Origin of the sequence: Silvimonas amylolytica (assembly GCF_014645555.1) — a bacterium.
GTDB classification, from domain to species: domain Bacteria; phylum Pseudomonadota; class Gammaproteobacteria; order Burkholderiales; family Chitinibacteraceae; genus Silvimonas; species Silvimonas amylolytica.
This window is the reverse complement of the sequence record NZ_BMLY01000008.1, coordinates 45,350-67,237: the sequence shown is the minus strand read 5'-3', so window position 1 is coordinate 67,237 and position 21,888 is coordinate 45,350. Positions and strand designations below refer to the sequence as shown.

Genomic DNA, 21,888 nt, shown 5'->3' with positions numbered 1-21,888 from the left:
TGTGCGTAGCGGCGTAAAGGTTGCCGCCCGTTCAGTCCGGACAATCCGGTGAAAGCCCCGCAGGCAGAGAAAGACCTGCGGGCTATCCGGCACAAGGGTGTTACCAGCCAATGGCCACAATCAGGTGCTGCGGGTTGTTACATCCGACATCTGAAGAATGGCTACCCACATCGTCATAAGAGAAGCCGTACGCCAGCCCGGCGATACCATGGGTGTGCCAGAACCTGGCGTACTGGTTTGATGGTTCGGCCGGGTAGAACGCGCTTTGGGGCTCGGTGCTCCAGAAACTGGGGTTCACCAGCGTGCCATCCGCTTTGAAGGTGCCGGGTTTTTCGGCCACGTGGCGCTCCACCGCCGCGATCAGATCGGGGCGCGAGCCATCAGCAAACCGCAAGAACGGCGTCGGCTTGGGCACGATGTTTTCATCAATCCCGTTGGCTGCCCAGACTTGATCGATATACGCGTTGTAATACGCCGCATTGGCGCCGTTCGCGCCAAAGTTGCTGGCGGTGCCGGGTTCCACAATCCGGTAGGGCGCGTACTGGGTAGCCGTGCTGGCAAAGGTGGAGGACACCTCACCCAGATACTTCTGGAAAGTCACCGAGCGATCTTCCAGGAAGGTGCCATAGTCTTCGCCGCGCTGGACATCTGTGCCATCCGCGCATTGCAGACGGATCGCCAGTTTCAGGCCAAATGCATCCACGCGCGTGGTGTCGCCGTTGAAGTTCCACGGTTGTGAGCTATTACTGCGGCCCACATTGAACTCGATGAAGTCGTAGTAACTAGTGTTGCTGGTGGTGGCGGCGGCCTGATTGGGGGCGATGAAGAAATACATGCGAGCGGAATTGATGCCAGGCATGTCGTAGACCGGTTCGTCGGCAATGGAATGGAATTCGTTGACCTGGCCACCGCTGGCGTTGGTGCCGGAAATCTTCCAGAACACCTGTGCATCCGGATATTTTCCGCCAGTCTGGTTCACAAACGACACCGTCATGACGTTGCTGGCAGCGGGCAACCCGGCCACGTTGCCCCAGAATGCGGCAGGCGGCGAACCATCTGCGTTCGGGTTGATGTGCGCTTTGGCGAGGGTCGATGTCGTGACACCAGTGGCACTGGCGACGGCCACGCCAAAGGTGCTGCCATCGTCAGTACTGACTGCGCTGGTGGCGAAGTAGCTTGAAGCGGTGGCGCCCGCAATGGCGACGCCGTTTTTATACCACTGCCAGCCTGTGGCACCCGGAGCAGTCACGAAGAAGAACGCGCGTTGTCCGGCAGAGACGGTCTGGTCTGCGGGTTGCACGGTAATTTGCGGGCCGCTTCCACTATTGGCGAAAGGGATTGTCGGGGCGCTGGTTGAAGTGCTGCCGGTGGTATCGCTACTACCCCCGCCACCGCCACACGCGGTCAGCAGTGTGAGCAGGGCAAGACTGGTCAGGCCGGGCGCAATACGCCGGCAACGGTTTGTTGAGCGGATCATGGAAAACCTTTGTCCTGGGTGGTTATGTCGTTATGGTTTGATGCGCAGGTGCAACAGGGCCCGCCAGCGCCTTCATTGAACGCGATTTGCTGGCGTTTTCTTCCCGTTTTTCGTGCGGGCGGTGCGTGCGACGTGACAACCGTTGCCGGTTGTTCTGCTCAAAACGGTTTGATGTTTTGAAGTGCGCTGAACACATACCGTTTTGTATGTTTTTTGAAACCGTTTTCAACAATATTGACCAATTCTTGATAACGCTAACAGTGCCGTTCGTGGTTTGAGGCAAGCCTCTTATCAGAAAAAACCGTCCATATGAACGTTTTTTGACCACTTTTTTGCAGTTTGATGGTTTAGAATCACCAAAAAATTGCAATGCTTCTGTTTGTTGCACCGCATTGGTGCAAAATGCTTTGAGAGCGCATTGTGAGGGAAGAGGTTGCTTTGGCGATTTTGGTGTAGCCAGATTTGAAATCGATTTCAAATTTTGCCAGGTCGTCAAAACAAAAAAGTGCATGCGGGCCAGGGGTTTACTGGCTTTTCATGCCGATATGTGCGCACAAGCGCATGGTGGAGATGAAATCAATTTCATGATCCGCATCTGGCCGCAAGTAGTAATTCAAGCGGCGGACGAGATCAGATCGGGATGAGCAAGGCGCGCAAAGCAGATCCGGATGCCCGCATGGGGCGGGACGCAGGATCGCTGCGCGGTATTCGTTTGGTCGTAGCGTCAGCGGTTCTTGCTGACGAAGTTCCAGTTCCAGTTCCAGTTCCAGTTCCTGTTCGTGTTGTGGCTGTGCAAAAAGATCGTCAACGTGGCTGACCGCCTCTTTCGGGGCGGCGTACGCCCGTTGTCGCACCATCAAGCAGTATGCGAGGGGTCGTCCATGAAACTTTACGAAACGAGGGCGTTCAGGCGGTTGGCAGGCTGCCTTGTCGCCGTTTCGGTGTTTACAGGGCTCTGTGCGCCCGCCGCTGACGCGGTGACGCTAGCGCCCTCTGAGCGCCAGAAAATCAATCTCGGCGAAACGCCGTGGAAATACATCAAGGATCAAGACCCGGCTACGGCCATGCAGACCGGGTTCGATGATTCGTCGTGGCTTTCGGTCGGTATTCCGTATTCCGCCAACCAGCTCGATACCTTTATCAACACCGAATCCGGTGGTGGGGAAGGGGATCTGGATGGCACCAAAAACTGGTATCGCAAGCATTTCACGCTGGATGCATCCAACAGCGGCCGCAAGGTGCTGGTGGAGTTTGAAGGCGCACATACCGGTGTGCAGGTGTACGTCAACGGCACGTTCATTCCCGGCACCAGCGCCATCAACCCGCAAGCGACGCACGTGGTCGGGTTTATCCCCTTCATGGTGGATATCACCCCGTACGTGAAGTTTGATGGCTCAGACAACGTGCTGGCGGTGAAGGTGGCCAAGGGTGATACCTTCTTCGAGTCACCCGGGTTCTCTCAAGCCTTCCGTTTTGGTCAGTCTGATGCAGGTCTGTTCCGGCCGGTGTACATGTACATCACGGACAAGGTCCATATTCCGCTCAACGTGTATGCCGGTCAGAACACCTGGGGTACGTATGTCGCGACGGTGAGCGCCACAGATGCCCAGGCGACCATCGACGTGCAGACCAACGTGCTCAATGAGGGCACGACGGCGCAACCGGTGACGCTGACCACCCAGATTGTCGATGCGGCCGGTAATGTGGTGGCCAGTGCGCAAGCGCAGAAAACCATCAGCCCCAATGGCACCGGCGCGTTGCAACCCACGTTGTTTGACCAGACCCTGACGGTGAACAATCCCACGCTCTGGTATCCAAACAACAGCCCTTACGGCAAGCCGTACATGTACAAGGTGTTCCACACCGTCAGCATCAATGGCGTGGTGGTGGACTCGGTGCAAAGCCCGCTGGGTATCCGGACGATCACCTGGGATAAAGACCTGCCCAGTATCAACGGGCATCGCATGTTCCTGTGGGGTGGCTCCAGCCGCTATGACTACCCGGCGCTGGGTACGTCTGTGCCAGAAGAGCAGCAATGGCGTGATCTGAAGCTGATGGCGGATGCGGGTGGCAATCTGTGGCGGCCAGGGCATTCGACATCCAGCCCTGAGTTCGTCGATGCTGCTGATGCCTTGGGCATTTTCATCATCCAGCCTAGCGGCGATGGCGAAAACGGTTTTGCCAATGCCTGCACCACACCGCCGTGTGATATGCAGACGCTCAAGACTGAACTGCATCGTGACATGATCGTGCGCGATCGCAGTCATCCGTCCATTCTGGCGTGGGAAGCCGACAACGGCGCCACGGACACCACCTTTGCGCAAAGCCTCAAGGCCTTGTCGAAGGTGTGGGACCCGATCAACACCCGTGCACAGTCTGACCGCACGCCCAATCCGGCCAATGGCGACATTCTGGGTTGTACGATGGAAGGGTGCGAAGTCCTGACCAAGCAAACCTATCCGGGTAGCCCGGCGTGGGGTGCGGAATACTGGGGTGCCGGTACGGCCCGCCAGGCATGGGACTATGAACTGGCTTTTGCTGCGCCATTTCTGGATAACTGGCGCAAAGGCGTGGCCATCAACGCCTTTGGTATGGCGCAGTGGTATTTCGCTGATTCCCCGGGGGAGAGCAGCACCTATGTAGAAGGCACTACGGGGCCGGGCGTTCGCTCGCTAGGCGCGTCCATGGTCGACATGAACCGCTTCCCCAAGCTGTTGTATTACGTCTATCAGGCTGCATGGACGCCTTATTCCATCAAGCCCGTGGTCAAACTGGCGCACCACTGGAACCGCTCCGGCAATATCCAGGTGAACGCTTTCAGTAACTGTCCGTCTGTGCGTTTGCTGATCAATGGCACCGCCCAGGGTTCGGATCAGACGCCTAATCCGTGGAACTCTGATTCCAGCGCCAACCTGACCCAAAGCACCACCAAAATGCCGTTCCAGGTGCACTGGAACGTGAACTGGGTTGCGGGTACGGCCACCGCGCAGTGTCTTGACCAGTTTGGTGCCGTACAGGCGACAGACACGCTGACGACCGCTGGCGCAGAAAACCGTATCTTGCTGACGATGGTGCCGGAACTGACCAAACCGGATGGCACGACTTTCGCGGTCACCGCCAATGGTTCTGATGCCGCCTTTGTAGTGGCCAAAGTGGTCGATGCCCAAGGCAATCTGGTGCCGACTGCCGCGGACAACATCAACTTCACGGTGAGCGGCCCGGCCACGTATATGGGCGGGTCCGAGCAATATGTCACCGCTGGCCAGCCGTTGACCTATCACTCGCCGGGCGACCCGCAATTGCAGGTTGAAGGCGGCATGACCAAGATCGCCCTGCGTTCGCAATTTACCGCCGGCTCGGTGACGATCACGGCCACGGCGCCAGGTCTGCAAACCGGTACGGTCAGCTATACCATCCAGGCTGTCTCGCACCCGACTCCACCAGCCAGCGCACCGTCCATCATTGCGCAACCGGTGTCGACGTCGGTCACATCTGGCCAGCCTGCCTTGTTCTCGGTGACGGCTTCCGGCGCAGCACCGCTGACGTTCCAGTGGTACAAGAACGGCACAGCGATTTCCGGTGCAAACGGGGCCAGCTATAGCACCCCGGCGACGGGTTCGGGTGATAACGGCGCCAGCTACACGGTGACCGTCACCAACAGTCTGGGCAATGTGACCTCCAGCGCTGCAACGGTGACCGTCGTTGCTGCGGCTGCACCGGTGATCCAGACCGCCCCGGCTGCGCAGAATGTCGATGCCGGCCAGACTGCCACTTTCAGTGTCGCAGCAACCGGTTCGCCAACGCTGCAATATCAGTGGCTGAAGAATGGCACGGCCATTAACGGTGCCACCAACACCAGCTACACCACGCCAGTGCTGACGACAGCCAACAATGGTGAGATGTACTCAGTGAAGGTGACCAATCCGGTCAACACGGTGACGTCTGCCGCTGTGAGCCTGACGGTGAATGCCGCCCGCGTGCCGGCCATTACCACGCAACCCAACAACATCACGGGTATTCCGGGGCAACCGGTTACGTTTACCGTGGCCGTGTCGGGTTCGTCGCCGTTCCACTATCAGTGGCAAAAGAATGGCACCAATGTCGGTACCGATTCGGCTACCTTCACCATTCCGACCGTACAGAACACCGACGCGGGTAATTACACGGTGACAGTGACCAACGTGGCTGGCTCGGTGACCAGTAACGTCGCCACGCTGACCATGGCACCTCCTGGCGTGAACCTGGCGCTGGGCAAGGTCACGGCGGCCAGCAGTTATGAGAACCAGCAAGGCAACCCGGCTTCCAACGTGGTGGATGGCAGCACGACCACCAAGTGGGGTTCGGCCTTTGTTGATCCGTCGTGGATTTCGATCGACTTCGGTGCTGTGACCGCGTTTAACCGCATCATCCTGCGCTGGGAAGCCGCTTATGCCGTGGCGTACCAGATCCAGGTGTCTAACGACAACGCCAACTGGACGACGGTTTACACGCAGACTGCCGGCACAGGCGGCAACGAAGACTTCAGCTTCCCAACGGCCCGCGCCCGTTATGTGCGCATGTACGGCACGCAGCGTGGCACGCAGTACGGGTATTCGCTGTATGAGTTTGAAGTCTACAACGTGGCCAATTGCGGCGATGCCAACGAGCGTTACACCATCGTTGATACCGCCAATGTGCATGACAACCAGACCGGCCTGACCTGGAAGCGCGCGCAATACACCTACACGACGCAAGGGGCGCAATTCACCCAGCAAGTCGCGGCCGGTTATTGTGCTAGCCAGAACACGCGCTTGCCGACCAAGGATGAAGCACTGGCCATCAGCGGTGCGAATGCGGCTTCTTGCGCGTTCCCGTCGCCGTGGAATACCTGGACTTCGACTAACCAGGACAGCACGTACTCCTACTGGGTGTCGTCGGCTGGTAACGCCAGCGTTGCCGTTGCCAACAACTTCCCGGGCTGGGCGCTGTGCACTTCCGGGACTTCGGCCCCGGCACCGACCATCACCACTCAACCGGCTAACCAGAGTGTGACGGCCGGCCAGACTGCAACGTTTAGCGTTGTGGCCAACGGCAGCGGTACGCTGAGCTATCAGTGGATGAAGAACGGTTCGGCGGTCGCCACGACCACCACTGGCTCTTACACCACACCGGCGACCACCTCGACTGACAACGGCGCGGTGTATTCGGTGGTGATTACCAGCTCGCAAGGCGGCAGCGTGACCAGCGCCAACGCCACGCTGACCGTCAATGGCGGCTCGGGCGGCGGCGGTACCACCATCAACCTGGCACTCAACAAACCGGCTACTGCCAGCGGCTACGAGAATCAGACCGTAGAACCGGCCTCGGCTGCGTTTGATGGCAGCACCACCACCCGTTGGTCCTCGGCCTTTGTTGATCCGGGCTGGATTGCGGTTGATCTGGGTTCGGCCAAAACCTTTGACCACGTCATCCTGCGCTGGGAAACCGCCTACGCGACGGCCTACCAGATCCAGGTGTCCAACGACAACACCAACTGGACCACTGTTTATACCCAGTCTGCGGGTGTCGGCGGGGTAGAGGACTTCCACTTTACGGCTGCCACCGCGCGTTATGTGCGTATGTACGGCACAGCACGCGCCACGCAGTATGGTTACTCGCTGTGGGAATTCGAGATTTATTCGACCGCAGCGCCGACCATCACCACGCAACCGGCTAACCAGAGCGTGAGCGCTGGCCAGACGGCGACGTTCAGCGTAGTGGCAACCGGCAGTAGCCTGAGCTACCAGTGGCAAAAGAACGGCGCGAACATTGCCGGTGCCACCACGGCCAGCTACACGACCCCTGCCACGGCCAGCGCTGACAGTGGTGCCGTGTTCACCGTGATCATCTCTGATACCAATGGCAACAGCCTGACCAGCAGTGCGGCCACGCTGACCGTGGGTTCGTCGGGTAGTGGTGGTTCGGGCGGGACAGGGGGTTCAGGCAGCAACCCGGGTACCAACCTGGCACTGGGCAAGACCGCCACCATCAGCAGCAATGAAAACCCGGCGTTCTCGCAAGCGGCCTTCGTGACGGATGGTGATCTGACCACGCGTTGGTCGTCGGCCTCGGCTGATCCACAATGGGTACAGATTGACCTGGGTTCTACCCAGAGCATTGGTCGCGTGATCCTGTACTGGGAAGCTGCCTACGGCAAGGTCTACCAGATTCAGGTGTCTAACGACGCCCAGAACTGGACCACCGCCTACACCCAGAGCAACGGGCAGGGCGGTACGGAGGACATCTCGTTTGCCACTGTGAGTGGTCGTTATATCCGCATGTATGGCACGCAACGCGGCACGCAGTATGGCTACTCGCTGTATGAGTTCCAGGTGTATGCCACCCAGGCCGCAGGCGGTAATACGCCAGCCGTAACCACCCAGCCGGCTAGCCAGGCCGTGACCGTGGGCGCCACCGCGCAGTTCTCGGTGACAGCCACCGGTACCGCGCCGCTGACCTACAAGTGGTACAAGAACGGTGCAGTGATCACTGGCGCGACCAGTGCCAGCTACACCACGCCGGCAACGACTGCGGCAGACAGCGGCGCGACGTTTGATGTTGTGGTGACCAATGGCAGCGGCTCAGCAACATCGGCCAATGCCGTACTGACGGTGAACAGCGCTGCGGGTGCCAATCTCGCGGCAGCCGCGGTGACCGCGAACGCAAGTACCGCAGCACCGTCGTACACCGTGTATCCAGGTTTTGTGGGGATCGATCTGCAAAACAACACGCGTGGCGCCTGGGCCGATAACCAGATCTACGTCGCTGTCATCGGGCGTGATCCGGCTACCGGCCAGTTCGCCTGGGTCAGCCCGGATGGCACGATCACCGACGCCAAAGTGTCTGACAACACCGCAGCCAACCACCTGAGCAAAAACGGCCAGAACTACTCGAACTACTTCTTCACACTGGCGCAAGCCAAACTGTTGAAGTTGCCCAAGATGGATTCGGGCCGGGTGTTCGTGTCGCTGGGTGGGCCGATGTACATCACCATCTTGTCTGACGTGAACGGCAACGTCGGTTTCGCCGGGCCAAACCCGTTGAACCCGACCGACCCCAACATCAACGTGTATTACGACTGGTATGAGTTCACCTATAACGACACCGGCCTGTGGATCAACACCACACAAGTCGATGAGTTTGGTATTCCGTTGATGGTGGATGTGTGGGGTGCCAATGCCACCTTCCATATGCAAACGGGTACGGGTGAACCGGTGGCGTCCATTTACAACGAGTTTGTGAATGAAACCCCGGCTGCTTTCCACCTCACACAGCCTGCCTTGCCGCGCATTCTGGCACCGGGCAAGAGCTCGTTTGATGTGGGCCAGCCCAATGCCAACTACTTTGATGCGTACGTGACACAGATCTGGAATCAGTACACCACCAATACCCTGACGGTTGATATGTGGGGCGGCAGCCGCCGCTTTGCCGGCAAGGTACAAGGCAATACCATGGTGTTTACTGAGGTCAATCTGAATAACGGCGCGTATGTCGGCGGCACCTACAACGTCAGCAAACCCACCACCCAGGACATTCTGGAAGGCAAGGGCACGCTGGCAACCGGCAATAGCACTGAGCTGGCACTGGAGGCGCAAATCTGCGCGGCCTTCAACCGCCACATCATGGAAGACGTGACCAAGTGGTCGACGCCGTCTGCGTGGTACCAAAGCGCACCGGCCAACTACTACGCGCAGTTCTGGCACAACCACAGCGTCGGCGGCCTGGCCTATGGCTTTGCTTATGACGACGTGTCCAACCAGAGCTCAACCATCATGTCGCCGACACCGGAACATGCTGCATTTGGCATTTACTGGTAAGGGTTGATTGGCAAGTTGAGCGCAACAAAAACCCCGCTTCGGCGGGGTTTTTCTTTTGGGCTGATCGCGTCGTGAAGACCTAATTGGCCAGGTGAACCCCCAGCTTTTCGCAATCCGCACTGTTCAGCCCCAGGTTGTATTGCGTATGTTCCAGTGCGTTGTTCAGCGCGGCGCGGGCTTTGTCTTGTTCATCCAGTGAGGCGCCCAGATGCAACCGGTATGCCTTTCCCTCTGCGGCGCCAACGGCATCGTGCGCGGCCAGGTCGGCATCCAGCAGGGCAGAGAATGCCGCGTCTTTGGTGCCGGGAATGCTCTTGAGCGCCTGGATGGCCACGTAATACACATTGCATGATTGGCGGGTACGTTCTTCATCCGTGCCGCTGGGTGTGCCCTTAAGCAGTTCAGTCGCCTTGTTCAAACGGGTGGTTGCCAGCTCGATCTGCGCTAGTGCAGGGGCGTCGATCGCCCATGCCACGGCTGCGAGCGTAGAGAAGGTCAGGGCGAGAAGGGTCAGGATTGTTTTCATGATTTTCTTTTGCCGGTGCGGCATGGGCGGTAATGCCAGGCCGGGTGAGTGTGGCAAATCCGTACGGATAAACGGCGAGATTAGCGCCGACGGGGCTCAGGGGCTTGTTGAAGCGGCCGTAACCAGCTACAAGAAAAAGAGGTTCCCTTTTTACTTCAAGGGTTTGGCTGGTTTCATTGATCCGCTGCCTAAAGTTTGGGCGGCGGGTACAGCGCGGGCTGGCTCTTGATGATGGCCAGTTCCATGATCGAATCCACAAACAGGGTCAAGATGGTTTCGGCTTCATCCATATTCATGTCATTGGGGCTGGAGAGCATAAACAGTTTCACGCCTTCGACAAGGCTCATGAAACCCATGGCCATAACCTCGGGCGAGGTAGGCGGTGTAGCACCGGCCAGTTGGTAGAAGTGCGAAATAATCGTAGCGACCTGACCGCGTTTTTCAACGAGGAGGGCAGATAGCTTGACCTGGAACTGTGCATCGCGCGCGGCGAGCATGCGAGCCTCCGTCCAGTTCATGAAGCATTCGTTGTCGCGGTACATGCGCGCGTACATCTCGCGGATGCGCTGGCGCAGTTCCTCCGGTGGCAACGGTTGACCCATCAGGCCAGCCATTTCATCAACGGCTTTTTGGTGATCGTTGCGAAGAAGTTCGATAAACAAATCGTTCTTGCTATCGAAATTTGAATAGAACGCGCCGCGTGTATAGCCGGCGGCTTCCGTAATGTCCTCGACGCTTGAGGCAGCAAGCCCTTTGCTGGCAATGAGTTTTTGCGCGGACTCCAGCAGGCGCTGGCGCGTCTGGTCGCGGCTCTCTTCTCGGGTGAGGCGTTTACGGGTCATGAGTCGATGTTATCACACGGTCAGAATGGGCTGACAGGCGCGGCGGGGCGCTGTGGTAAAGCCTTGCAGCCGCGCCGGGTACTTCGAGTATTGCAGTCGTCACGAGAAATTCAAGAATCCGATGTTGTATTCAGATACATGTGTGTATTAGGATGCAATGACAAATGAGTAGCTGATGTAGATATCCGACTTCAGGAGTGGCAGTGACCATGAAAGACCCGTTGTCCCACGCCGTACCCCGGCGCGCATTTTCGCTGGCGCTGGCCTTTCTTGTGGCGGGGGCATTGAGCGCCTGTAAAGACGCCGAGCCACCTCCAGCGCCGCTGGCAGTGGTCGTGGCCGGCCCGGTTCATGCCCAGACTGCACCCGATAGCGACAGCGCGTTGCATTACCCTGTTGAAGTCGCCGCCCGTTATAGCAACGTGATGTCGTTCCGCATTGATGGGCAGATTGTCAGCCGCGCAGTGCGCCTGGGCGATGCCGTGCACCAAGGCCAGGTAGTAGCCCGGCAAGACCCCACGGACGCCCAGAAACAGGTCGCGAGTGCCCAGGCTCAACTGGAAGGCGCTGAACACAAGCTGGTATTTGCCAAACAGCAACTGGACCGGGATCACGCGCAGGCCAAACGCAACCTGATTGCCACCACGCAACTGGAACAAACCCAGGATAACTTTACCGCCGCTCAGGCTGCGCGGGATCAAGCTGCTGCGCAATTGAAGCTGGCGCAAAACAATCTGCAATACACCACGCTGATGGCAGATCACGATGGTGTGATTACCAGCGAAAACGCCCAGACCGGAGAGGTTGTCAAGGCTGGGCAGGCCGTGTATGGCCTGGCGTGGAATGGCGATACCGATATCAACCTGGATGCGGCCGAGCGTGATCTGGGCAAGATGGCCGTCGGCCAGGCGGCATCGGTCACGTTTGCGGCGTTGCCAGACAAACACTACGACGCCAAGGTGCGTGAGATCTCCCCGGCTGCGGACCCGCAAAGCCGTACCTATCGTGTCAAGCTCACCTTGCTGCATCCTGGTCCGGAAGTGCGCCTTGGCATGACTGGAGATGCGATGCTGCAACCGGCGGGGAGCAAGAGCGCCGCCGTGGCGCATATCCCGGATGCCACTTTCCGCGTGCCGGCCACTGCGATCTTCCATCAGGGTAAAGACCCGGCCGTCTGGGTGGTGAAGCCAGGTAATACGCTGGAACTGCGTCCGGTTAGCGTGGCGGATTACGGTGAGCGTACGGCCACCGTGTCTGCTGGCCTGAAAGATGGTGAGCAGATCGTGCTCGCCGGTGTGCACACCGTGTTTGCGGGTGAGAAGGTCAAACCGGTCAAACCGCTATTTGAAGGTGAGGGAGACAACAGCCAGGCCAGCCAACCCGCCACAGCAGTGACGGCGGAGGCTGCGCAATGAGTGAGCCGCACGACCAGCCTGATCGGCACGTGGCCCCCGATACGCCGCGGCAGGAGGCCTCAGCGGGCATGCCTGCGGCGCACGCGCCGGATCACCCTCAGCCGCAGCACGAAGAACCACCGATCACGCCTGCCGAGGCGAGCCACCGGTTTAACTTGTCTGCCTGGACGCTGCATCACCAGCCGCTGGTGATCTTTTTGCTGGCGCTGATCACGCTGTTTGGCGTGCTCAGCTACGGCAAGCTCGCACAATCGGAAGACCCGCCGTTCACGTTCAAGGTCATGGTGATCCAGACCAACTGGCCGGGCGCCACCGCACGCCAGATGCAAGAAGAAGTCACTGATCGCATTGTGCGCAAGCTGCAAGAAACCCCCAACGTGGATTTCATGAGCAGCTATTCGCGCCCCGGTGTGTCCATGATCTTCTTCAATATCAAGGACTCCGCTCCCGCCAAAGATGTGCCCGATACCTGGTACCAGGTGCGCAAGAAAGTAGGTGACATCGGTTACACCCTGCCACCAGGCGTCCAAGGGCCGTTCTTCAATGACGAGTTTGGCGACGTTTACACCAACATCTATGCCCTGCAGGGGGATGGCTTCAATTTTGCCCAGATGCACGACTACGCCGAGCGCCTGCGTTCTGAACTCTTGCGCGTGCCCGGTGTGGCCAAGGTCGACTTTATTGCTGACCAGGAACAACGCATTTACGTCGAGATTTCGAACACGCAGATGGCCAAACTGGGCCTGACGCCGCAGCAGATTGCCGACGCGGTGAACGCACAGAACGCCGTGGCGGCCGCAGGTACATTTTTCACTTCCGATGATCGGGTGTTCGTGCGCCCCAGTGGTCAGTACAAAGACGTTGAAACGCTGGCCGATACGCTGATCCGCGTGAACAACCGCACAATTCGCCTGGGTGACATTGCCACCATCAAACGGGGTTATACGGATCCGCCAGCGCAGTACATGCGTTTTAACCAGCAGAACGTGCTGGGCATTGGCGTGACCATGCAATCGACCGGTGATGTGATCGCGCTGGGCAAGGCGCTGGATGGCGAAATGGGCCATCTGCAAGCCCAGTTGCCCGCAGGCCTCAAGCTGGTGGAGGTCTCCAGCATGCCCCATGCGGTGTCGCACTCGATTGATGACTTTGTCGAGGCGGTCGCCGAAGCCATCGGCATTGTGCTGGTGGTCAGCCTGATCAGCCTGGGTTTACGCACCGGCATGGTGGTGGTGATCTCCATTCCGCTGGTGCTGGCCGCCACGGCCCTGGGCATGCATATGTTCGGCATCGGTCTGCACAAGGTCTCGCTGGGTACGCTGATTCTGGCGCTGGGCTTGCTGGTGGACGACGCCATCATTGCAGTTGAAATGATGGCGGTGAAGCTGGAGCAAGGTTACGACCGTCTGCGTGCTGCGGCATTTGCCTACAGCAGCACAGCGTTCCCAATGCTGACCGGTACGCTCGTGACGGTCTCTGGTTTCTTGCCGATTGCGCTGGCTGAATCGGCCACGGGTGAGTACACGCGCTCGATCTTTGAGGTCTCGGCCATTGCATTGATTCTCTCGTGGCTGGCCGCGGTGATTGTGATCCCGTTGCTAGGCTACCGGATACTGTCTGAGCACCCGACGCGTCGCGCTTTTGGTCACCACGAAGACGGGCCCAATGCCGAACACCATGACATCTACGACACGCACTTTTACCGCAAGCTGCGCCACGTGATTGGCTGGTGCGTGAAGCAGCGCGTGGTGGTGTTGCTGGTGACGGTGGTGATGTTCGTCATCGCCATGGCCGCGTTCACGCTGGTGCCGCAGCAATTCTTCCCCAGTTCAGATCGCACAGAGTTGCTGGTTGATCTGCGACTGCCAGAAGGCGCTTCGTTTGCCGCCTCATTGCGTGAAGCGCAGCGGCTGGAAAGCATCATTGCCAAGCGGCCTGAAATCGACCATTACGTCGACTTCGTTGGGGCTGGTGCGCCACGTTTCTATCTGCCGCTGGACCAACAACTGGATTCGCCCAATTTCTCGCAGTTTGTGATCACTGCCAAATCGATTGATGACCGCGAAAAACTGGCGCATGACCTGACCGACATTCTGCACAATCAGTTTGCTTCGGTGCGCACGCGTATCAGCCGGCTGGAAAACGGGCCGCCGATTGGCTACCCGGTGCAGTTCCGCGTCACCGGCCCCGAGATTGGCACGGTGCGTCAGTATGCAGAGAAAGTCGCGCAGATCATGCGGGCCAACCCGGATACCACCAACGTCCAGTTTGACTGGGACGAGCCTGGTGAGCGCTCGGTGCATTTCGAAGTCGACCAGACCAAGGCGCGTGCGCTGAATGTGTCGTCGCAAGATATCGCCAACTACTTGCAGATGTCCCTCTCGGGTTACACCGTCACGCAGTTCCGCGAGCGCGACAAACTGATTGCGGTGGACTTGCGTGCGCCAGAACGTGATCGTGTTGATCCGTCCCGGATCGAGCGTCTGGCCATGCCGACGCAAGAGGGCACAGCCGTGCCGCTGGCAGCGCTGGGGCATTTCAGTTACGGCGTGGAGTATGGCGTCGTGTGGGAGCGCGATCGCCAGCCCAATATCACCGTGCAATCTGATGTACAGCATGGTGCGCAAGGGATCGACGTGACCAACGCGATTGATCCAAAACTCGATAGCCTGCGCCAGAGCTTGCCAATTGGTTACCGCATCGAGATCGGTGGCGCGGTGGAAGAAAACGGCAAGGCGCAGGGTTCTATCAACGTACAGATGCCGATCCTGGTGATCGCCGTGCTGGTGTTGTTGATGGTGCAGTTGCAGAGCTTCAGCCGCGTGTTGATGGTGGTGCTGACTGCGCCGCTGGGCCTGATTGGCGTGGTTATTGCGCTCTTGCTGTTCCATATGCCGTTTGGCTTTGTGGCCATGCTGGGGACAATCGCCATGTTTGGGATCATCATGCGCAATTCGGTGATCCTGGTGGACCAGATCGAACAAGACATCAAGTCTGGTCACCCGCGTTTTGATGCCATTATCGGCGCCACAGTCAGACGGTTCCGCCCCATTACGTTGACGGCCGCCGCCGCTGTGCTGGCGCTGATTCCGCTCCTGCGTTCCAATTTCTTTGGCCCTATGGCCACGGCACTGATGGGCGGTATTACCGTCGCCACGGTGCTGACGCTGTTCTATCTGCCCGCGTTGTACGCCTTGTGGTTCCGTGTGAAACGCACGGAAACGGCAGAGAAGGACGCATCATGATCCGTTCAACCAGACTGATGACCCGAACCCTGAAACCGCTGGCATTGACCAGCCTGACGCTCTCTCTCGCTGCATGTGGCGCGTTTGGCCCGGATCGCAACCCGCCCGTCATGCCGCAACCGGCGCACTATGCCATTGCCTCGCAACCCGCTGCGTTTGATGCCGACGGCACGGCGCAAACACTGGATGTCGGCGGCGCCCCGGTGCCGCAATGGTGGATGGTTTACAACTGCCCGGAACTCAACGCACTGGTGGACGAAGGGCTGGCCAACAGCCCGTCGCTGAAGTCCTCTCAACGCACCTTGCAAGCCGCACGCGATGGCTTGCGCTCGCAGATTGGTGAGTCTTTGTTCCCGAGCGTCGACGTTGGCTTCGCGCCGCAGCGTGAACGCGGCCTGGGCTTGCCGGGGTTGAGTCAGGAAACCTTTCTCTACAACGTGTTTGAGGCGCAAATCCAGGCCAGTTATACGTTTGATTTCTTCGGCGCCTCGGTGCTGGCCGACCGGGCGCTGGCAGAGCAAGTAGATCAGCAAGCGTTCCAGTTTGCCGCCACCCGGCGTGGGCTGGCGACCAACATTGTTGTCGCCACAATCAACGTCTCTGCCCTGCAAGAACAGTTGAACAATACGGCGCAAATGGTTGCGTTGGGCGAAGAGCGTGCCCAGCAAATGAAAGACCGCTATGAGCTGGGTAGCGCATCGCATGATGACGCGATGGCCGCCGAACAAGACGCCGCCAACACGGCTGCGACCTTGCCGCCCTTGCGTATGCAACTCCTGGCAGCACGCCACGCCCAAGCGGTACTGCTGGGGCGCGCACCTGATCAGGCGCCACCGGTATTGCCGCTCGCAAAGTTCAATCTGCCGCACAACGTGCCGGTTGCCATCCCCAGCAATCTGATCCATCAACGCCCGGATATCCTGGCCGCCGAGGCTGCCGTCCGGGCGACGGCGGACGAAGCCGGCGCAGCGACTGCATCCATGTTCCCGACGCTGACGCTGTCGGCCAACTACGGGCACGGCGGCTTTGACTGGACGACATTTACTTCGCCAGCCGGGTTGATCTGGGGTGTGGGTGCCCAATTGACCCAGCCGATTTTCCATGGCGGCGCGTTGGTAGCACGCAAGCATCAATACGAAAACCTGCACGAAGCGGCTGTAGCCGCCTATCAGCAGACTGTGCTCTCGGCCTTTGAAAGTGTCGCCAATAGCCTCGTCTCGCTGGAAGAAGACGCCAACACCCTTAAACAGACGCTGCGTGCGGAAAGTGCCGCGGCCGACATGACCAGTGACACGCAGGCCCGGTATCGCCTTGGTGCGACGCCTTACTACGCGACATTGACCGCCAGTCAGCAAATGTACATGGCACGTAACCAGTCCGTTCGCGCACGCGCAGCGCGCTTGAATGACACGGCGGCGTTGTTTGATGCCATGGGGGACCCGCCGGTGGAGATGAAACCACATGGCTTGTTTGGCATACGGATGCCGGAGCCGTACGACGCATCCGGGGTGGCGGTGGCGCAGTAGGTTTTTATGGGCCTCACCTTTGCCGGTAAGGCCCGAACCACGATGGGCCTCTGAGGCGTGGCCTGTTGCCACCAGCGTGCCCGGAAATCAGGAATACCTGTTGGCGTGGGATGCGCCGCGCCAAGACTGTCCACGCATGCCGACAGGCTCTTGCGCTCAAGGGGTGTTGCCGAATGCTTTGGATTCGCCCAACGGGTTGTCCATCGTGGCGAAGCCAGGGCATCTCATCGGGATTTGTTCTTGAATTGCACGAGCGCGTTTTCGCAAGTTGCATCGGGGTGCGGGGTGACGTCGCCATAAACGTTGGAGATGCTGATGAGCTTGCGTTGTAAAAACGGAAGCACCGGGTAGCGTTGGTACAGTGTGACGGTGTATCCGGCACTACTGCCTGCAGATCCCCATTGTTTGCCCGTGCACTGGATATCCGGGGTAATCCACTGGCTAGTGCCTGGCGCCGCTTCTTCATCTGCGGCGATAAACCCTAGCCCCAGCGCGCCGACGGTGGCCAGCAAACAACCACCAATGACAGGAAGAATCGCAATAACAAAGAGAAACCGCAGCACGTAGGGGCGAGCGCGCAACAGTAACGCCGTCATACCGCAGTAGCTGCAGTAAGCCAGTACCAGCACCAGCGCATTGGCCAGCGGGGCGGTGAGACTAAGCCCGCCTGCAATGGCGGCACCGACAACAAGCGAAGGGAGCGCCCAGACCCACCAGCGCTGTTTGCGCGGCCGTAACCACAACACAAACCCGCCGGCAGGAGCGAGCAGCAGTCCACTCCAATACACCAGAAAGAGAGGCATCAAGCGGGCCTTTGATTGTTATCTGTGAAAGAGGTCAGCCAGTGGAGGCCCGATTGCTCAGGCCCGTGCCGGCTCAAGGCGCTACAAACATCCGTGTATCGCCTACGCGCACAAACTCCGACCCTGCTGGCGAATCAAGCAGATTCACAATCGAGTCATCGATATTCAGCAGTGCCCCCAGTGTCACGTAAGAGACATTCGCCGGGCTGTTCATGTACGCCTCAGTTTCGTCACCCGCCGTCATGCACCAGCCGCTGTCTTCCTTGCTGTCGGATTCTTCACGGTACAGAAAGCCCACGGGGCGGTTTAGCTTCATGACCTCGTTGGATACGAGGCAGTAGGTCTGATATTTCGCCAGCGGGTTGGCACTGGTGTCGTTCTCAATACGCAGGATATGGCCGTGAGCAAAGGCAACGGAGTCGCCACTGCTGATGCCCGCCTCGGTAACGGGGCTATCGAACGTGCCACCAAACTGGCCCGCACCAGACACCAGCTTGATGGTCACGGCTGCAGGCAAAGGTTGTGTGCCGCCAGCGACTTTGACACCCAGTTGCACGCGCAGGCCAGGTACCAGCGCGCGTAGTGCGGCTTCAGAGGGGGCGTTGAAGGTGTAGGGGAACTGCGCGGCGACGGCGGCGGCGCCATCCAGAGACCAGTTGGCCATGTCGGATCATCCGTTTGCTATGAATGAGCAGGATGATACGGTGCATGGCAGACAGACAAAAGCCCGGATTGATCACCTCTCCGGGCTTTGAGCTGGGTAAGCGCCTGCCCGCTACGGTGGATCGCGAAACCGGGTGTTGCGCACGGCACCCACAATGCCAAGGCCAATGGCAATAATCAGGCCCGCGATGAGCCAGTGATCAGGCACGTGGGCCAGATGGGCAGCGTAACCCAGGCCGGCTATGGCAATCACCACACCAATGAGATAAAGCGCAAAAGAAGACATGCAGCCTCCGGTTTCGGGCTTTTGATCTGGCCAGTGTGCCTGTTTGTGCAATGGGCTGCCGTCGGTGGCTGCGGGGGCTTTTTGTCAGATGTGACTGACGGGGGTATTTATATGAAAAAACCCCGCGGCAAGGCCAGCGGGGTTTTGTTCTATTGCCGCAACCCTGCGGCAATCAGCGCAATCAGGCAGCAAAGCGTTGGGAAACGACGTCCCAGTTCACCAGCTTCCAGAAGCCGCCAAGGTAGTTCGGGCGGCTGTTGCGGTAGTCGATGTAGTAAGCGTGTTCCCAAACGTCACAGGTCAGCAGTGCCACGTCAGCGGTGGTCAGCGGCGTTGCAGCGTTGGAAGTGTTTACCAGATCAACGGAACCGTCGGCCTTCTTCACCAGCCAGGTCCAGCCGGAACCGAAGTTGCCAGCGGCGGAAGCGTTGAAGGCTTCCTTGAACTTGTCGAAAGAACCCCACTTGGCATCGATAGCGGCAGCCAGGGCACCGGTCGGAGCGCGGTCAGCGCCGGCAGTGTTCGGCGCAAAGCCCAGCCAGAAGAAAGTGTGGTTCCAGATTTGCGCAGCATTGTTGAACAGACCGCCGGCCGGAGCCTTCTTGACGGTTTCTTCCAGGCTGGCGTTTTCGAACTCGGTACCCTTGATCAGGTTATTCAGGTTCGTGACGTACGTCTGATGATGCTTGCCGTAGTGGTATTCCAGAGTTTCTTTGGACATGTACGGGGCAAGAGCGTCGAGTGCGTACGGCAGTTCAGGCAGTTGATGCGCCATGGGATTCTCCTCGGTTTGGCTGGGAATGCGGACCCGGTCTGTGCGCCCGTGTGGCGGCCGGTATCCACACCGTTAAAACTTGGACAACGTGATCTGTGGAAATGCGATCTTATAACAACCAGCTAACAAGTTGGGTGACAGCCAGTTGTTTTCAAGTACCGCATTGCTGTTTGCAGGCTGACACGGCCGCCACGTTTGGGCGTCAAGGGCGGGTGTGGTATCTTTGCCGGCCGAAGTACCGTGTGTTGCACGTACTGTCTATCCTGTCATCATACGAAAAATCCGGAGCGATACCGTGCGTGACGGGCTGATCCACCGGTCGGCCCCCGTCTGACAGTGTATGTTCCGCTGGATGGAGCTTATGACTTTTCTGGCATTGATTCTTGCGCTGGCGCTTGAGCAGTTGCGCCCCATCAGCAGCCGCAACCCTGCGTATCTGGCCTTCATCCGCATGGCCAATAATCTGGAACGCAGCCTGGATGCTGGCGAATTCCGCAATGGCGTGTACGGCTGGCTGCTGGCCATGATTCCGCCGCTGGCTGTCTCGCTGATCGTGTACTTTGTCCTGGCGCATCATAGCCAGCCGCTGGCTGTAGCCTGGACCGTGGCGGTACTGTATTTCACCATGGGGTTCCGCCAGTTTAGCCACGCGTTTTCCGGCATCTCCCGCGCTTTGCAGGCCGGCGAGACCGATGTCGCCCGCTTGCTGTTGTCCGACTGGACAGGTCAACACACCTCTGAAATGAGCGAAGACGAGATCTCTCGCGTTGCCATCGAACAAGGGCTGGTGGATTCCTTCCGGTACGTATTCGGAACGGTGTTCTGGTTTGTCGTGTTGTGCTGGTTTGCCGGCCCGGCAGGCGCTGTGCTGTATCGGACTTCCAGCCTGCTGGCGCAAAAATGGGGTGCGTTTGATAACCCCAATGCCTTTGGTCGCTTTGCACGCTGGATTCAAGACTTGCTCGATTACGTCCCCGTGCGCCTCACTGCGGTGAGCTTTGCCATCATGGGTGATTTCCAGGATGCCGTAGATTGCTGGAGTGCGCAGGCCCGCACGTGGGCCGACTACACCAGTGGCATTTTGTTGGCAGCTGGTGCGGGTGCCATTGGTATCAAACTGGGTGATGTGCTGCATCAGGATCACACGGTCAAGTTCCGTCCGGAACTGGGTTTGGGCGATGCAGCAAACCCGGATTATCTTGCCAGTGCGGTAGGGTTGATCTGGCGTTCGGTGTTGCTATGGCTGGCGTTGATTCTGTTGATTTCCGTGGCCCACTGGGTGAGTTGAACCCTGTTCGCATTCGTTTGTCATCCAGACCTGTCAATGTCTCGTTAGTCTGAGCTGAGTGTGGAGCTAACCGTGCCGCAAATCCGGATCGCAGATCAAACCCTGAACGTTGCCAACATCTTTTGTGTTGGTCGCAATTTTGCCGCGCATGCCGCGGAAATGGGCTCGACCATCGGTGAAGAGCCGATGGTGTTCATCAAGCCAACGTCAGCCATCTTGCCGGAAGGCGAGGCTATTCCGCTGCCGTCCTGGTCCAGAGAAATTCACCATGAAACCGAACTGGTGGTGGCGATTGGCAAGGGTGGCCGCAATATCGATCCCGAAGACGCCATGAGCCATGTCGCCGGTTATGCGCTGGGGCTGGATCTGACCGCGCGTGATGTTCAAGCTGAAGCCAAGAAAAAAGGCCAGCCCTGGACCCTTTCCAAGGGTTACTACGGCGCGGCAGTGTTGACGGATTTTGTGCCGGCCACTGCCATTGCCAATCCGGCTCAGACCACCTTTACCTTGCATATTGATGGTGAATTGCGCCAGCAGGCCGATACGCGCCAGATGGTGTTCACCGTGCCCACGCTGATCGCCTGGATATCCTCTCGTTTTGGTTTGACCGAGGGAGATCTGATCTACACCGGTACACCCGAAGGCGTTGGCCCGATCCTGGCCGGCCAAACGCTGCAACTGACCTTGCCTGGCGTGATTGATCAGCGCTTTGTGGTGGCCAAATGAAGCTGCTGCGGACCGGCGTCGATGATCTGCCAGCGCTGCAATCCTGCTTTTTTGCCTCCGTATCGGTACTGGCCGCCAAAGACTATACGCCCGAGCAACGGCGGGCCTGGGTCAGCCGTGCGCTGGATAACGCCAATACCTGGCGAGACAAGCTGGTGAGTCAGTTTGGCTGGAAAGCGGTAGAGAACGAGGAAGTGCAGGGTTTTATCCTGCTCGTGCCGCAAGATAATCTGATCGACTGGTTGTATGTCTCGCCAGCTGCCGCCAATAACGGTGTTGCGACCAATCTGCTGCGCGAGCTGGAGCGTACCGCCCGTACGCTGGGTATTCCGCATCTGGAAACCCATGCCAGTGTTACCGCGCAGCCCTTCTTTGAGCGGCGCGGTTATGAAGTCGTGGAAAAAGAAGAAATTGAGGCCGGCAACTGTGTCTTGCCCAGAGCCTTGATGCGCAAAAAGCTCTGAGCGTTGCCGGATTGTCC

Annotated in this window: 16 protein-coding genes; 7 read left to right on the top strand and 9 right to left on the bottom strand. The window is 58.8% G+C overall.

Translation table 11 applies throughout. The features are described 5' to 3' along the window. Positions 1–100: 100 nt before the first annotated feature. The 3 genes from IEX44_RS18605 to IEX44_RS18595 are packed head-to-tail and all read right to left on the bottom strand — an operon-like array spanning position 101 to position 2,334. Positions 101–1,477 (bottom strand): beta-1,3-glucanase family protein, encoded by a 1,377-nt coding sequence (locus IEX44_RS18605; RefSeq protein ID WP_188697694.1) that lies wholly within the window; start codon positions 1,475–1,477, stop codon positions 101–103. A 22-nt stretch (positions 1,478–1,499) separates the two neighbouring features. Beyond that, complete coding sequence (locus IEX44_RS18600) at positions 1,500–1,988, bottom strand: hypothetical protein (protein WP_188697691.1); 489 nt, start codon at positions 1,986–1,988, stop codon at positions 1,500–1,502. 13 nt (positions 1,989–2,001) lie between these two features. After that, entirely contained in the window at positions 2,002–2,334 is a 333-nt protein-coding gene (locus IEX44_RS18595; RefSeq protein WP_188697688.1) for a hypothetical protein, read from the bottom strand. A 24-nt stretch (positions 2,335–2,358) separates the two neighbouring features. Between IEX44_RS18595 and IEX44_RS18590 the strand changes: the two genes are divergently transcribed. Further along, positions 2,359–9,312, top strand: a complete 6,954-nt coding sequence (locus IEX44_RS18590; protein ID WP_188697684.1) for a beta-1,3-glucanase family protein — start codon at positions 2,359–2,361, stop codon at positions 9,310–9,312. Positions 9,313–9,391: 79 nt separating this feature from the next. On the opposite strand, the gene IEX44_RS18585 is transcribed toward IEX44_RS18590, so the two are convergent. Both IEX44_RS18585 and IEX44_RS21205 read right to left on the bottom strand, forming a co-directional pair. Continuing rightward, a complete protein-coding gene (locus IEX44_RS18585) occupies positions 9,392–9,838 on the bottom strand; it encodes a hypothetical protein (RefSeq protein ID WP_188697682.1) in 447 nt (148 codons plus the stop codon). Positions 9,839–10,026: 188 nt separating this feature from the next. Continuing rightward, positions 10,027–10,680, bottom strand: coding sequence for a TetR/AcrR family transcriptional regulator (locus IEX44_RS21205; RefSeq protein ID WP_188697679.1), 654 nt, complete (start codon positions 10,678–10,680; stop codon positions 10,027–10,029). Between the two features lie 209 nt (positions 10,681–10,889). Between IEX44_RS21205 and IEX44_RS18575 the strand changes: the two genes are divergently transcribed. Genes IEX44_RS18575 through IEX44_RS18565 form a run of 3 tightly spaced genes read left to right on the top strand, consistent with a single transcriptional unit; the run spans position 10,890 to position 16,866 of the window. Beyond that, a complete protein-coding gene (locus IEX44_RS18575; RefSeq protein ID WP_188697676.1) occupies positions 10,890–12,095 on the top strand; it encodes an efflux RND transporter periplasmic adaptor subunit in 1,206 nt (401 codons plus the stop codon). After that, positions 12,092–15,340, top strand: coding sequence for an efflux RND transporter permease subunit (locus IEX44_RS18570; protein ID WP_229679308.1), 3,249 nt, complete (start codon positions 12,092–12,094; stop codon positions 15,338–15,340). Before IEX44_RS18575 ends, IEX44_RS18570 begins: the two co-directional genes overlap by 4 nt. Continuing rightward, positions 15,337–16,866, top strand: a complete 1,530-nt coding sequence (locus IEX44_RS18565) for an efflux transporter outer membrane subunit (RefSeq protein ID WP_229679306.1) — start codon at positions 15,337–15,339, stop codon at positions 16,864–16,866. The genes IEX44_RS18570 and IEX44_RS18565 overlap by 4 nt, the downstream gene beginning before the upstream one ends. A gap of 224 nt (positions 16,867–17,090) precedes the next feature. Here the strand turns inward: IEX44_RS18565 and IEX44_RS18560 are convergent, their stop codons facing one another. The 4 genes from IEX44_RS18560 to IEX44_RS18545 form a co-directional block, all read right to left on the bottom strand. Continuing rightward, entirely contained in the window at positions 17,091–17,669 is a 579-nt protein-coding gene (locus IEX44_RS18560) for a hypothetical protein (RefSeq protein ID WP_188697673.1), read from the bottom strand. Between the two features lie 73 nt (positions 17,670–17,742). Further along, on the bottom strand, positions 17,743–18,333 hold the full coding sequence (locus IEX44_RS18555) for a DUF2185 domain-containing protein (RefSeq protein ID WP_188697670.1): 591 nt from the start codon (positions 18,331–18,333) through the stop codon (positions 17,743–17,745). 111 nt (positions 18,334–18,444) lie between these two features. After that, positions 18,445–18,618 (bottom strand): hypothetical protein, encoded by a 174-nt coding sequence (locus tag IEX44_RS18550; protein WP_188697668.1) that lies wholly within the window; start codon positions 18,616–18,618, stop codon positions 18,445–18,447. Positions 18,619–18,799: 181 nt separating this feature from the next. Then, a complete protein-coding gene (locus IEX44_RS18545) occupies positions 18,800–19,393 on the bottom strand; it encodes a superoxide dismutase (protein ID WP_188697666.1) in 594 nt (197 codons plus the stop codon). A gap of 361 nt (positions 19,394–19,754) precedes the next feature. Here IEX44_RS18545 and IEX44_RS18540 point away from each other — a divergent pair, with 361 nt between their 5' ends. From IEX44_RS18540 to IEX44_RS18530, 3 genes are all read left to right on the top strand, one after another. Then, on the top strand, positions 19,755–20,681 hold the full coding sequence (locus IEX44_RS18540) for a CobD/CbiB family protein (RefSeq protein WP_188697664.1): 927 nt from the start codon (positions 19,755–19,757) through the stop codon (positions 20,679–20,681). A gap of 72 nt (positions 20,682–20,753) precedes the next feature. After that, positions 20,754–21,407: a fumarylacetoacetate hydrolase family protein gene (locus IEX44_RS18535; protein WP_188697662.1), complete on the top strand. Its 654-nt coding sequence runs from the start codon at positions 20,754–20,756 to the stop codon at positions 21,405–21,407. Next, complete coding sequence (locus tag IEX44_RS18530; RefSeq protein WP_188697659.1) at positions 21,404–21,871, top strand: GNAT family N-acetyltransferase; 468 nt, start codon at positions 21,404–21,406, stop codon at positions 21,869–21,871. Before IEX44_RS18535 ends, IEX44_RS18530 begins: the two co-directional genes overlap by 4 nt. Positions 21,872–21,888 lie beyond the last annotated feature (17 nt).

Coding starts and splice junctions, on each gene's coding strand:
- IEX44_RS18605 (WP_188697694.1), bottom strand. CDS start 1,477: ATGATCCGCTCAACAAACCGTTGCCGGCGTATTGCGCCCGGCCTGACC.
- IEX44_RS18585 (WP_188697682.1), bottom strand. CDS start 9,838: ATGAAAACAATCCTGACCCTTCTCGCCCTGACCTTCTCTACGCTCGCA.
- IEX44_RS18555 (WP_188697670.1), bottom strand. CDS start 18,333: ATGGCCAACTGGTCTCTGGATGGCGCCGCCGCCGTCGCCGCGCAGTTC.
- IEX44_RS18530 (WP_188697659.1), top strand. CDS start 21,404: ATGAAGCTGCTGCGGACCGGCGTCGATGATCTGCCAGCGCTGCAATCC.
- IEX44_RS18595 (WP_188697688.1), bottom strand. CDS start 2,334: ATGGTGCGACAACGGGCGTACGCCGCCCCGAAAGAGGCGGTCAGCCAC.
- IEX44_RS21205 (WP_188697679.1), bottom strand. CDS start 10,680: ATGACCCGTAAACGCCTCACCCGAGAAGAGAGCCGCGACCAGACGCGC.
- IEX44_RS18560 (WP_188697673.1), bottom strand. CDS start 17,669: ATGCCTCTCTTTCTGGTGTATTGGAGTGGACTGCTGCTCGCTCCTGCC.
- IEX44_RS18545 (WP_188697666.1), bottom strand. CDS start 19,393: ATGGCGCATCAACTGCCTGAACTGCCGTACGCACTCGACGCTCTTGCC.
- IEX44_RS18575 (WP_188697676.1), top strand. CDS start 10,890: ATGAAAGACCCGTTGTCCCACGCCGTACCCCGGCGCGCATTTTCGCTG.
- IEX44_RS18590 (WP_188697684.1), top strand. CDS start 2,359: ATGAAACTTTACGAAACGAGGGCGTTCAGGCGGTTGGCAGGCTGCCTT.
- IEX44_RS18550 (WP_188697668.1), bottom strand. CDS start 18,618: ATGTCTTCTTTTGCGCTTTATCTCATTGGTGTGGTGATTGCCATAGCC.
- IEX44_RS18570 (WP_229679308.1), top strand. CDS start 12,092: ATGAGTGAGCCGCACGACCAGCCTGATCGGCACGTGGCCCCCGATACG.
- IEX44_RS18565 (WP_229679306.1), top strand. CDS start 15,337: ATGATCCGTTCAACCAGACTGATGACCCGAACCCTGAAACCGCTGGCA.
- IEX44_RS18540 (WP_188697664.1), top strand. CDS start 19,755: ATGACTTTTCTGGCATTGATTCTTGCGCTGGCGCTTGAGCAGTTGCGC.
- IEX44_RS18600 (WP_188697691.1), bottom strand. CDS start 1,988: ATGCACTTTTTTGTTTTGACGACCTGGCAAAATTTGAAATCGATTTCA.